The 12,405-nt window shown below is 44.8% G+C and carries 8 protein-coding genes, 6 tRNA genes, 2 rRNA genes and 4 pseudogenes (1 of these 20 running past the window's edge); all 20 read left to right on the plus strand.

Translation table 11 applies throughout. The annotated features are described in order from the left end of the window. Nucleotides 1–17 precede the first annotated feature (17 nt). Nucleotides 18–290, plus strand: coding sequence for a transcriptional regulator (locus QNH10_RS05545; protein WP_283733827.1), 273 nt, complete (start codon nt 18–20; stop codon nt 288–290). A 4-nt stretch (nt 291–294) separates the two neighbouring features. Then, nucleotides 295–645, plus strand: coding sequence for a type II toxin-antitoxin system PemK/MazF family toxin (locus tag QNH10_RS05550; protein WP_283733828.1), 351 nt, complete (start codon nt 295–297; stop codon nt 643–645). 178 nt (nt 646–823) lie between these two features. Continuing rightward, complete coding sequence (locus QNH10_RS05555) at nt 824–1,651, plus strand: RsbT co-antagonist protein RsbRA (RefSeq protein ID WP_283733829.1); 828 nt, start codon at nt 824–826, stop codon at nt 1,649–1,651. Next, nucleotides 1,651–2,012, plus strand: a pseudogene (locus QNH10_RS05560) (STAS domain-containing protein). The gene QNH10_RS05555 and the pseudogene QNH10_RS05560 overlap by 1 nt, the downstream one beginning before the upstream one ends. A gap of 2 nt (nt 2,013–2,014) precedes the next feature. After that, the gene (locus tag QNH10_RS05565) at nt 2,015–2,413 is read left to right on the plus strand and encodes an anti-sigma regulatory factor (protein ID WP_283733830.1); all 399 of its coding nucleotides are present in this window, start codon (nt 2,015–2,017) and stop codon (nt 2,411–2,413) included. 14 nt (nt 2,414–2,427) lie between these two features. Further along, nucleotides 2,428–3,426: a PP2C family protein-serine/threonine phosphatase gene (locus QNH10_RS05570; protein ID WP_283733831.1), complete on the plus strand. Its 999-nt coding sequence runs from the start codon at nt 2,428–2,430 to the stop codon at nt 3,424–3,426. A gap of 133 nt (nt 3,427–3,559) precedes the next feature. Beyond that, a complete protein-coding gene (locus QNH10_RS05575) occupies nt 3,560–3,850 on the plus strand; it encodes an STAS domain-containing protein (protein WP_283733832.1) in 291 nt (96 codons plus the stop codon). Next, a pseudogene (gene rsbW / locus QNH10_RS05580) lies at nt 3,837–4,308 on the plus strand (anti-sigma B factor RsbW). The gene QNH10_RS05575 and the pseudogene rsbW overlap by 14 nt, the downstream one beginning before the upstream one ends. After that, nucleotides 4,283–5,067: pseudogene (sigB, locus tag QNH10_RS05585) on the plus strand (RNA polymerase sigma factor SigB). The pseudogenes rsbW and sigB overlap by 26 nt, the downstream one beginning before the upstream one ends. Next, nucleotides 5,067–5,669, plus strand: a complete 603-nt coding sequence (locus QNH10_RS05590) for a PP2C family serine/threonine-protein phosphatase (RefSeq protein WP_283733833.1) — start codon at nt 5,067–5,069, stop codon at nt 5,667–5,669. The pseudogene sigB and the gene QNH10_RS05590 overlap by 1 nt, the downstream one beginning before the upstream one ends. A gap of 95 nt (nt 5,670–5,764) precedes the next feature. Continuing rightward, nucleotides 5,765–7,925, plus strand: a pseudogene (locus tag QNH10_RS05595) (Tex family protein). Nucleotides 7,926–7,945: 20 nt separating this feature from the next. Continuing rightward, nucleotides 7,946–8,401 carry a SprT family protein gene (locus tag QNH10_RS05600; RefSeq protein WP_283733834.1) on the plus strand — a complete coding sequence of 152 codons (456 nt, stop codon included), beginning with the start codon at nt 7,946–7,948 and terminating at the stop codon, nt 8,399–8,401. A 170-nt stretch (nt 8,402–8,571) separates the two neighbouring features. Next, nucleotides 8,572–8,646, plus strand: a tRNA-Glu gene (locus QNH10_RS05605). A gap of 96 nt (nt 8,647–8,742) precedes the next feature. Next, a tRNA-Gln gene (locus tag QNH10_RS05610) sits at nt 8,743–8,817 on the plus strand. Between the two features lie 192 nt (nt 8,818–9,009). Continuing rightward, nucleotides 9,010–9,085: transfer RNA gene (locus tag QNH10_RS05615), tRNA-Lys, on the plus strand. A 75-nt stretch (nt 9,086–9,160) separates the two neighbouring features. Further along, a tRNA-Leu gene (locus QNH10_RS05620) sits at nt 9,161–9,246 on the plus strand. Between the two features lie 19 nt (nt 9,247–9,265). Continuing rightward, nucleotides 9,266–9,342, plus strand: a tRNA-Arg gene (locus QNH10_RS05625). Between the two features lie 16 nt (nt 9,343–9,358). Further along, nucleotides 9,359–9,432 (plus strand) — tRNA-Gly (locus QNH10_RS05630). Between the two features lie 228 nt (nt 9,433–9,660). Continuing rightward, nucleotides 9,661–11,207: ribosomal RNA gene (locus tag QNH10_RS05635) — 16S ribosomal RNA — on the plus strand. 270 nt (nt 11,208–11,477) lie between these two features. Beyond that, nucleotides 11,478–12,405, plus strand: a 23S ribosomal RNA gene (locus tag QNH10_RS05640); it runs 1,997 nt beyond the window's last position. Together the 16S and 23S rRNA genes with 6 tRNA genes alongside form the textbook arrangement of a ribosomal RNA operon.

The raw sequence follows: 12,405 nt of genomic DNA on the forward strand, positions 1-12,405 counted from the left end.
TGTCGGAGGTGCTAGTAGTGCGAGAAAAAAACGTCAAAATCATAAAAGTTCCGAGAAGGAATATAAATGAAAATGAACATACGGCCGTTCATCAGCAGCCGGAGCGTGGAGAATTCGTTTATGTTTCAACAAAGCGGTATGTGACTGATCGTGAGGCGGATACAATCCGGGAAGCGATGATGGTCGGCTACGTTGAAATGTCGCAAATCAACTTAAGAATCGCCAAAGAATGCTTGCATGCGGAACTCGAAGCCCAGCGTACGATGGAACGTCTCGTAAGCGGAGGATGAAAAGTTGGCAATAAAACGTGGAGACGTCTTTTTTGCAGACCTGTCACCCGTCGTAGGTTCCGAACAGGGAGGGACGAGACCGGTGCTTGTCATCCAGAATGACATTGGCAACCGGTTCAGCCCCACAGTGATTGTTGCAGCGATTACTGCGCAAATCCAGAAAGCAAAATTGCCGACACATGTAGAGATTAAAGCGGAACGTTATGGATTCGAGCGGGATTCTGTCATCCTGCTCGAACAAGTCCGCACAATCGACAAGTCAAGGCTCACGGATAAGATCACCCATTTGGACGAAATCGTGATGGAGCAGGTTGATGAAGCACTTGAAATAAGTTTTGGATTGGTCAAGTTTTAGAATACATATAAGAAAACACTCTGGATTCTTGTAATCCGGAGTGTTTTTTATTTTCCTCTACATCGGTAATTGGGGTTCTTAGATGCATATATTGCAAAGCAAATAAATGCCTATCGCCACATTTTTCTGTACAATAGGGAAAAGGCATTTTTAATTAGTCTGGGAGGCTTGCAAGGATATGAACAAAATTACCGTAGAAGGCATCCGTCAAAACATGGACGAAATCATTGAACGCTGGATAAAAGTGATGAAGGAAGAAAAGGGAGAACGATTTTTCCACTTCATGCCCGACCATCTTATCGAAAAGACAAGCAGAGAATTTGCGGAATTGATGACTTCGAATATAGATGAATCACATGCAGCCAATGCTGAAAAAATTAATGATTTCACTGAGAAAGTCGTACGATTCGGATGGGCGATTAAGTTCGTGAACAAGGCAATCGATAATTTTTCGGATATCGTATTTGAATTACTTGAAGAAAAGGAAGTTATTAATGATGCAAACTTCAAGTCTTTCAATCAACTATTCAAAAACTGGATTAACCCACTAAGAGAAAGCATTATAGATGCGTATTCTACTGAATGGGAGAGAACGGTTAGCTTACAGAAAATAGCGTTGCAGGAACTATCGGCTTCTTTAATACCGGTATTTGATAAGATATCAGTTATGCCACTTGTCGGAACGATTGATACTGAACGGGCTAAATTAATAATGGAAAATCTTCTAGAAGGTGTCGTCGACCAACGGGCAGAAGTTGTGCTGCTTGATATTACTGGAGTGCCCGTCGTGGATACGATGGTAGCGCATCATATCATTCAGGCGGCGGATGCAGTTCGTTTAGTTGGAGCGAAATGTATGCTTGTTGGTATTCGTCCTGAAATAGCGCAGACAATCGTAGCACTTGGCATCAACCTAAATGAATTCACAACGAAGAGTACTTTGCAGAAGGGAATGCAAGCAGCCTTAGGTCTCACGAATCGGAGAATCGTGGAGGTGGAAAACTAATGAAAACACGTATTCCAATTTTGAAGTTAAATGAAGTTCTTATCGTGTCAATCCAATGGGAATTGGACGATCAGACGGCAATTCAATTCCAAGAGGATTTATTGAATAAAATGCATGAAACCGCGGCCCTCGGTGTAGTAATAGATTTGACGCCAATAGATTTCATTGATTCCTTTATTGCGAAAGTATTGGGGATGTTATCAATATGACTGGTTTAATGGGCGCAAAGGTCGTAATTACAGGGATTCAACCTGCAGTTGCCATTACATTGATAGAATTAGGGATTCGTTTAAATAATGTAATGACAGCATTGGATTTAGAAAACGGGTTGGATAAACTTAATAAAGAATTGGAGGCCTGAAAATGAATAGGTCTTCTGTAGAAATAATCACGGAATGGGATATTGTTGCTGCAAGGCAGTTGGGGAGAAACGAAGCAAAGAAAGTGGGGTTTGGCACAGTTGACCAAGCCCGAATTACAACCGCAATTAGCGAATTGGCAAGGAACATTTATCTATACGCTGGAAAAGGGAAAATCGAGATTGAAAGGGTGACGGATGGTGAGGTATGTGGCATTAAAGTCTTAGCATCCGATGATGGTCCGGGAATCCCTGATTTACGAAAAGTGATGGAAGATGGATACTCGACATCGGGAGGGTTAGGTGCGGGGATGCCAGGAGTCAAAAGACTAATGGATGAATTCAAAGTCATTTCCGAACTTGGAAGTGGTACTACAGTAACGGCAACTAAATGGCTCCACTAAGGAGGTGATAGGGAATGCCACAGGTAGTTGGAAGGCAGTACAAAGAGATTTTGAAAAAGTATTTGGAAAGCCATAGTGAAGAGGACCTTTATGTAGGACAACAATTCAGTAGGCGTTTTATCGAAAAGGAAATAGCGCCTGAAGATGTCATTAGCATCCATAAATCAGCGCTTCTTGAACTTCATCCTGAATTGCAAGATGAAGTATGGGATTCCCTGGACTTTCTTATCGAAATGATGATCCATTATGGATTTACATTGCGTGAACGTCAAAGTTTAATCCGAAAACAAGAAGTCATTCAAATGGAAATGAATGTTGCTACAAAAGTACAAAATACCCTTTTGAAAACCGAAAGCCCTATTGTCGAGGGATTAGATGTCGGTTGGATTTCGGAGCCAGCCAGACAGATGAACGGGGATTACGTCCATTTCCTGAATCGTGAGCATGAATCGAGCGTAGCGGTGGCTGATGTTATGGGGAAGGGTATTCCCGCAGCACTTTGCATGTCGATGATCAAATTCGGAATGGACGGCTTGCCGGGTGAAAATTCAAGTCCCGGAAATGCGTTGTCCATTATCAATCGCATTGTAGAGAAAAGCGTAGATGATTCAATGTTCATATCTATGTTCTATGGAAAATACGATTCAAAAGAACGAATCTTTTCTTATGCATCCGCGGGTCATGAGCCAGCGTGGCATTTCAATAGTGATACAGAGACTTTTTCGGAATTGGATGCGAAAGGGTTACTCTTAGGCGTCAAGGTGGATTCGGCTTATGAAGAGCGGTCGGTTTCTATGCAACAAGGTGATTTCATCGTGATGATGACGGATGGTGTAACTGAATCGAGAACAGAAGAAGGCTTCGTCGAGATGAAAACAATTCAAAATCTCCTTGTTGAAGTGAAAGATAAATCTGCAAGGGAAATTGCTGAATATGTTTACAAAAGCCTTGCGGAAATTCAAAACTATAAACTGAGCGACGACTTCACAATTGTTATCTTCAAAAAGAACTAAAATAGGTTTAGTTCTTGAATATGGGGTATTAAATAAGTTAGTAATTTATTTACTATGAAATAAGAGAGTCGGGGTGTAGAAATGAATTTACAAGTTAATATTCTCTAAAGACAACAGTGTTCAATATTTCAAGGTGGTCGGTGAAATAGACGCATTTACAGCACCTGTCCTGAAGGAAAGACTTTCAACTGTGCAAGGCATGCCAGGACTTAAGGCAGAACTTGATTTATCGGAAGTAGAATATATGGATAGTACGGGACTTGGCGTGTTTGTCGGATTTTATAAGGCGGTCACGGCCAAAGGAGGCCACGTGAAAATTACCGGTTTGAACAGGCGGTTGAACCGACTTTTCGAGATTACCGGATTGAGTGAAATTATCGATACTGAGATGATGGAAAGTGAGGACAATGATGGCACAATATGATTATATAGAAATCAAAATTCCCGCCAAAGCCCAATATGTTGGCGTCGCACGGCTAATGATCTCTGGAATCGCAAGCCGTCTTGGATTTACATACGATGACATCGAAGATTTGAAGATTGCTTCCAGTGAAGCGATTACGAATGCAGTCCAACATGCTTACGGTGGCAGTGGAGACGGGGAAATTGTTGTCGGATGCGCTATGTATGAAGAACGGTTGGAAATCATGATTGCAGATCACGGGTCAAGTTTCGATTTTGAAGAAACCAAAAAACATATCGGGCCATATAGCGCCGCTTCAGAAGAACGGTTCCAGCGTGAGGGGACTAGGACTTTATTTAATGGAGACGCTTATGGATGAAGTTAAAATTCATCATGAGGAGGGCGTGACGGTCTTTATGACTAAATATCTCGGCAGAGAGCGGGGCGAAGAAGATGTCAAACGATCAGCCAACTCATAAGCCAGATACGAAAGAGAAAGTTCTGGAGTGGATTAGGCAATACCAAGAAACGAATGATGATGAAGCACAGACGAACCTTGTCCTTCATTACGAACGACTCGTTCATTCCATCGCACGAAAGTATTCAAACGGAAAACCATATCACGAAGATATCGTGCAAGTTGGCATGCTTGGACTCTTAGGTGCGATTAGGCGATATGATCCGGAATTGGGCCGTAGTTTTGAAGCTTTTGCCGTACCAACAATCGTAGGGGAAATCAAACGGTTCTTGCGTGACAAGACATGGGCTGTCCACGTGCCAAGGCGTATAAAAGAACTTGGCCCGAAGATTAAGGCTGCGGTAGAAACGTTAACAACTGAGATGCAACGTTCTCCACTTGTGAGTGAAATAGCGGAATACCTCGAAACGGATGAAGAAATAGTACTCGAAGCGATGGAAATGGGAAGAAGCTATCAAGCGCTTTCGATGGATCATACGCTTGAAGCCGATTCTGAAGGCGGCACAGTAACATTATTTGACATTATTGGCGAATCTGATGACGGTTTTGAGAGAACGGATCATAGACTTGTCGTGGCAAATGCACTAAGTGTATTGTCTGAACGTGAAAGGCAGATCATTCAGTACACATACATTGAACAGCTAAGCCAAAAGAGGCTGGAGAACGCCTTGGTATTTCTCAGATGCATGTTTCAAGACTGCAAAGAAAAGCAATAAAAAAATTGCAAGAGGCCATATTGGCTGCTGGCGGTGCTTCGTAGTGAAGGTTTTCAAAAATGAATATGTCGAGGCCTATATCTATAATGCTGCGAAACATGGAAATATCGAATCCGGGGATATGTATTTCATCCATTCGGAAAAGGACTACTTCATCTGCGCAATCGCAGATGGGTTGGGAAATGGAGTAGTTGCGAGGCAATCTGCCGAGGTCATACCTAAAACCCTTGAGCACTATCACCATGAATCGCTTGACGATCTTATGAATCGTTGCAATGAACTAATGATACAGAAACGTGGTGCGGCGGTTGCAATAGTCAGGGTGAATTTTGCTGAAGGTACCATTGAGTACAGTTGCATAGGCAACGTTCGCCTTTATATATTGCACGGTAGGGAACAGATGATTTATCCATTGCCAGTCAGTGGATTTCTTTCGGGAAAACCTCAAAAGATGAATAGTCAAAAATACAAATATAGCATTGGGGACCTCTTCTTCCTTCATTCAGATGGGGTATTGTTGAAGAGTCCGAAAGCAACTATGAAAAGTAGTTCGAATGCTTTGGAATTGTATAACCTTGTCAAAGACTCGGCCGCTGGCACTTCCGGTGACGACGCGACCTTTATAGCCTGTAGCCTGCTTCAATAATGGCGCAGGTTTTTTCTTTTGTTCATTTTTCCAGCTCGGTTGGAGTAGATAAGGCTGAAAAATGGTAAACTGTAAACAATGAAGAAAGGGTGGAAATGAATGACGAACACTATTATAGAAGCAACTGCAAAAGAGCGGGCTTAAACGCAAAGCAAACATCCAATGTCATCTCACTACTTGACGAAGGCAATACGGTCCCTTTCATTGCGCGTTATCGGAAAGAAGCGACCGGCTCCCTCGATGAAGTGCAAATCAAAGCAATAGAAGATGCTTATCATTATGAAAAAGGTCTTGAGCAACGTAAAGAGGAAGTCATCCGTTTAATAGAAGAACAAGGGAAATTGAATGATGATCTTAGAAAAGAAATAGAAAAGGCTACTGTCCTTCAACGTGTGGAAGATTTGTACAGGCCGTATAAACAAAAGCGGCGGACAAGAGCGATGATCGCGATTGAAAGTGGGCTTGAACCACTTGCGGACAGCCTAATGAAATTCAGTCAGGAAAAACCTGAGGATCTTGCTGTACCATTTGTGGATGAAGAGAAGAATGTCGCATCTGTCGAAGAAGCATTGGCGGGGGCGCGTGATATTATTGCGGAAAGAATTGCGGACGACGCAGCCCTTCGCGAAAGTGTGCGGAAACTTACCTGGTCTGACGGACAAATCGTTTCGGCATTGAAAAAGGGGCCGAGGACGACCGTAGTGTCTATGAAATGTATTATGAATACGAAGAGCCACTGAAAAAAGTTGTTCCGCACCGTGTACTTGCCTTAAACCGGGAGAGAAGGAGGAAGTGCTTCGGGTCAGTGTCTCTTTCCCGACAGAACGGATCATAACTAACCTTGAACGAGCGTTGATCAAAAAACAACATTCACCATCAGCCGTACAAGTTATTGAAGCAACTGAGGATGCCTTCAAACGTCTAATCGCTCCTTCGGTTGAGCGGGAAATTAGAACAGCTTTAACGGAAAAAGCGGAAGCCCAAGCAATCCATGTATTCTCGGAAAATCTTAAAAGCCTACTATTACAACCTCCGTTAAAAGGAAGAATGGTTTTAGGTGTCGACCCTGCCTTCCGTACAGGATGTAAACTTGCAGTCATCGATGAAACAGGAAAAATGCTTGAGGTATCAGTCATTTATCCTCACCAGCCAAAGCCAGATAAAGAAGGCTCCAAGAAAACAATTTTAGCGTTACTTAAGAAATATAATATCCCGATAATTGCAATTGGGAATGGCACCGCCTCAAGGGAAACCGAAAAGTTCATAGCCGACTGCATTAGGGAATACGCAGGGTTAGTTTCATATGTCATTGTCAATGAAGCGGGGGCGAGTGTGTATTCTGCATCAGCCCAAGCCCGTGAGGAATTCCCTGATCTACAGGTGGAACAAAGAAGTGCTGTTTCAATCGCCAGAAGGTTGCAAGATCCGTTGTCTGAGCTTGTTAAAATCGACCCGGAGTCGATTGGAGTAGGACAGTACCAACATGATGTAGCGAGGAAAAAGCTTTCGGAATCCTTATCATTTGTCGTCGAAACAGCAGTGAACCGAGTCGGCGTGAACGTGAATACCGCTTCTTCCTCCTTATTGCAATACGTGGCGGGACTCTCCAAAACTGTTGCGGAAAACATCGTGAAAGCTCGTGAAGAAGTGGGCCACTTTGAAAAACGGACTCAACTTAAAAAGGTACCACGTCTTGGTGCGAAGACATATGAACAGGCAATCGGTTTCCTTCGCATACCCGAAGCGAAGGATCGCTTCGACTCGACGGGACTTCATCCGGAAAGTTATTCAGTAGCTGAACAAGTGATGGCCGAAGCGGGTATAGATAAAAACATGTTTGGAAAACAAGAGGCCGTAGATGCCCTTGCGAGTTTGGATGTTAAGGAGTTGGCCGGAAAATTAGGTGTTGGTGAAGTAACATTGCGTGATATCATTGACACATTACAGCGTCCGAATCGAGATCCTCGTGACGAATATCCGCAACCGTTATTGAAAGCGGATGTCCTCGACATGAAAGATTTATATGAAGGACTTGAAATGCAAGGAACTGTCCGTAACGTCGTCGACTTCGGTGCGTTTGTTGATATCGGTGTACATGAGGATGGACTTGTCCATATTTCAAAACTAAAAAAAGGATTTGTCAAACATCCATTGGACGTAGTCGCTTCAGGTGATATTGTGACTGTATGGGTGGATAGTGTAGATAAAAACAAAGGAAGAATCTCCTTGACGATGATCCCGCCAGCAGGGAAATGAATTGCCGGGTGAACGGATAAATGAAACAACAGGAACTGCAGCAACTTGTCCAGCAACTATCAATTGAGTTTTTCGGCAAGCCATTTAGGCACATCTCTTCCTTTAACCCAAGGCTTCGAACAACCGGCGGAAGATATAAATTACAGGACGGTTCTATTGAGATAAACCCTACTGTCCTTGAATTATATGACGCAGATGAATTGATAGGGATCATAAAACATGAACTTTGCCATTACCATCTACATCAAGAAGGGAAAGGCTATCGCCACGGCGACACCGATTTCAAAGAGTTGTTAAGGAAAACAGATTCACCAAGATATTGCAAACCGTTGGCAACAGAAAATCGTAAACCAAGAAAGATCCATCTATATAGATGTAAATCATGCGGCCTGGAATATAAGCGCTTGAGAAGAATGGATGTAAAGAAATATAGATGTGGAAGATGCAATGGCAACATTATAAGTATCCCTTATTAACAACCTCGCCAAGCCTGTAGTATCATGGCTTGGCGAGGTTGTTTAATATTCTTTTTAAAAAAACTTGGATAAAACTGTTGACGAATTGGATATAGGTGTCTATAATAGGAAAAGTCGATAAGGCGCCGCGGACAAAACAGTTTCGAAGTCCTTATCAAATTTTAAAAAACGGCCCCTTGGTCAAGCGGTTAAGACACCGCCCTTTCACGGCGGTAACACGGGTTCGAATCCCGTAGGGGTCACCAATTATTTCATGTATAACTTCCATGTTTATGTTCATAGTAAAAAGGGTAAACGAAATAAGTACCTTGGTTGAACGACATGATAGTTAATTAAATTATTGGGGTATAGCCAAGCGGTAAGGCAACGGACTTTGACTCCGTCATTCGTTGGTTCGAATCCAGCTACCCCAGCCAATCTTTTTAAACGAGAAGCGTTTAAAAAGATTTGCGAGTAACACCGTAGGTGTTAGGAGCAAAAGATTTTAATGCCCAAAGCATTCCTGGTTTCGAAAAGAGAGCAAAAAGGTTTTAATGCCAAATGCATTCCTGGTAACACAAGAGAAGCAAAAAGGTTTAATACCAAAAGAATTCCGTTTATCACAGCACGAGCCATTAGCTCAGTTGGTAGAGCATCTGACTTTTAATCAGAGGGTCGCAGGTTCGAATCCTGCATGGCTCACCATTTTAACTTTTCTTTTTAAAAAAAGTTATTGACATATTAAATATAAGTTGTATAATAAACTATGTCGCAGAAAACGCGGTAGTGGCGGAATGGCAGACGCGCTAGGTTGAGGGCCTAGTGGGGGTTTCCCCGTGGAGGTTCAAGTCCTCTTTACCGCACCAACTTCTATTTAAACAATGAGCGCCCGTAGCTCAATTGGATAGAGCGTCTGACTACGGATCAGAAGGTTGTGGGTTCGACTCCTGCCGGGCGCGCCATACTATAATATAATACGCGGGTGTAGTTTAGTGGTAAAACCTCAGCCTTCCAAGCTGATGATGAGGGTTCGATTCCCTTCACCCGCTCCAATTAATTTTTAAAAATAACACTTGACTCAAAAGACGATAGATGTTATATTAGTAAAGTTCCTGTTTAACAGGACAACTACTAAATGAACCTTGAAAACTGAACAGCAAAACGTCAACAAATAAAGTTCTGGAGCCGACCTCGTCGGTGAAAAGAACAAAACGAATCTTCGGATTCGAAATTGACATCTTAAATGATGCCAGCAAGAATTGAGCATATCAATTTCTTCTATTATGGAGAGTTTGATCCTGGCTCAGGACGAACGCTGGCGGCGTGCCTAATACATGCAAGTCGAGCGAATTGATGGAGCTTGCTCCCTGATATTAGCGGCGGACGGGTGAGTAACACGTGGGCAACCTGCCCTGCAGATGGGGATAACTCCGGGAAACCGGGGCTAATACCGAATAATCGGTTCTTCCGCATGGAAGAACTCTGAAAGACGGTTTCGGCTGTCACTGCAGGATGGGCCCGCGGCGCATTAGCTTGTTGGTGGGGTAATGGCCTACCAAGGCGACGATGCGTAGCCGACCTGAGAGGGTGATCGGCCACACTGGGACTGAGACACGGCCCAGACTCCTACGGGAGGCAGCAGTAGGGAATCTTCCACAATGGACGAAAGTCTGATGGAGCAACGCCGCGTGAGCGAAGAAGGTTTTCGGATCGTAAAGCTCTGTTGCGAGGGAAGAACAAGTACGGGAGTAACTGCCCGTACCTTGACGGTACCTCGTTACAAAGCCACGGCTAACTACGTGCCAGCAGCCGCGGTAATACGTAGGTGGCAAGCGTTGTCCGGAATTATTGGGCGTAAAGCGCGCGCAGACGGTCCTTTAAGTCTGATGTGAAAGCCCACGGCTCAACCGTGGAGGGTCATTGGAAACTGGAGGACTTGAGTACAGAAGAGGAAAGTGGAATTCCACGTGTAGCGGTGAAATGCGTAGAGATGTGGAGGAACACCAGTGGCGAAGGCGACTTTCTGGTCTGTAACTGACGTTGAGGCGCGAAAGCGTGGGGAGCAACAGGATTAGATACCCTGGTAGTCCACGCCGTAAACGATGAGTGCTAAGTGTTAGGGGGTTTCCGCCCCTTAGTGCTGCAGCTAACGCATTAAGCACTCCGCCTGGGGAGTACGGCCGCAAGGCTGAAACTCAAAGGAATTGACGGGGACCCGCACAAGCGGTGGAGCATGTGGTTTAATTCGAAGCAACGCGAAGAACCTTACCAGGTCTTGACATCCCGCTGACCGGCATGGAGACATGTCCTTCCCTTCGGGACAGCGGTGACAGGTGGTGCATGGTTGTCGTCAGCTCGTGTCGTGAGATGTTGGGTTAAGTCCCGCAACGAGCGCAACCCTTGATCTTAGTTGCCAGCATTCAGTTGGGCACTCTAAGGTGACTGCCGGTGACAAACCGGAGGAAGGTGGGGATGACGTCAAATCATCATGCCCCTTATGACCTGGGCTACACACGTGCTACAATGGACGATACAAAGGGCTGCGAACCCGCGAGGGGAGCCAATCCCATAAAATCGTTCCCAGTTCGGATTGCAGGCTGCAACTCGCCTGCATGAAGCCGGAATCGCTAGTAATCGTGGATCAGCATGCCACGGTGAATACGTTCCCGGGTCTTGTACACACCGCCCGTCACACCACGAGAGTTTGTAACACCCGAAGTCGGTGGGGTAACCCTTACGGAGCCAGCCGCCGAAGGTGGGACAGATGATTGGGGTGAAGTCGTAACAAGGTAGCCGTATCGGAAGGTGCGGCTGGATCACCTCCTTTCTAAGGATAATTACGGAATATGAACCTTGGGTTCATACGTTGACGTTTTGCGTTCGGTTTTGAAGGTTCATCTTCTATGATGACTTTCAAAACTTGTTCTTTGAAAACTGGATAAAACGACATTGAAGCAACAAAACATCAAGTAATCAACCGAGTCGATCACTTTTGTGATTGATTTATACTTTTTTAACGATTATCAACGTATATCGCTATACAATGGTAATCAACCAACGGTATCAGACGCATTTAATGTGTCGAAAACCGTATAAAGGTTAAGTTAGAAAGGGCGCACGGCGGATGCCTTGGCACTAGAAGCCTATGAAGGACGGCACTAACACCGATATGCTTCGGGGAGCTGTAAGTAAGCTGTGATCCGAAGATTTCCGAATGGGGAAACCCACTGCCCGTAATGGGGCAGTACGTTCACGTGAATACATCGTGAACGAGGCACACCCGGAGAACTGAAACATCTAAGTACCCGGAGGAAGAGAAAGAAAAATCGATTCCCTTAGTAGCGGCGAGCGAAACGGGAAGAGCCCAAACCAGGAAGCTTGCTTCCTGGGGTTGTAGGACACTCTATACGGAGTTACAAAGGGATGGATTAGACGAAGCGACCTGGAAAGGTCTGCCATAGCGGGTAAAAGCCCCGTAGTCGAAAGTCCATCCTCTCCAGAGTGGATCCTGAGTACGGCGGAACACGTGAAATTCCGTCGGAATCCGGGAGGACCATCTCCCAAGGCTAAATACTCTCTAGTGACCGATAGTGAACCAGTACCGTGAGGGAAAGGTGAAAAGCACCCCGGAAGGGGAGTGAAATAGATCCTGAAACCGTGTGCCTACAAGTTGTCAGAGCCCGTTAATGGGTGATGGCGTGCCTTTTGTAGAATGAACCGGCGAGTTACGATTCCATGCAAGGTTAAGCAGAGAATGCGGAGCCGCAGCGAAAGCGAGTCTGAATAGGGCGAATGAGTATGGGGTCGTAGACCCGAAACCAGGTGATCTACCCATGTCCAGGGTGAAGGTAAGGTAACACTTACTGGAGGCCCGAACCCACGTACGTTGAAAAGTGCGGGGATGAGGTGTGGGTAGCGGTGAAATTCCAATCGAACCTGGAGATAGCTGGTTCTCTCCGAAATAGCTTTAGGGCTAGCCTCAAACAAAGAATCTCGGAGGTAGAGCACTGTTTGGACTAGGGGCC

Origin of the sequence: Sporosarcina thermotolerans, assembly GCF_030067815.1 — a bacterium.
In the GTDB taxonomy this organism is placed as follows: domain Bacteria; phylum Bacillota; class Bacilli; order Bacillales_A; family Planococcaceae; genus Sporosarcina; species Sporosarcina thermotolerans.

Coding starts and splice junctions, on each gene's coding strand:
- QNH10_RS05600 (WP_283733834.1), top strand. CDS start 7,946: ATGAAACAACAGGAACTGCAGCAACTTGTCCAGCAACTATCAATTGAG.
- QNH10_RS05565 (WP_283733830.1), top strand. CDS start 2,015: ATGAATAGGTCTTCTGTAGAAATAATCACGGAATGGGATATTGTTGCT.
- QNH10_RS05555 (WP_283733829.1), top strand. CDS start 824: ATGAACAAAATTACCGTAGAAGGCATCCGTCAAAACATGGACGAAATC.
- QNH10_RS05570 (WP_283733831.1), top strand. CDS start 2,428: ATGCCACAGGTAGTTGGAAGGCAGTACAAAGAGATTTTGAAAAAGTAT.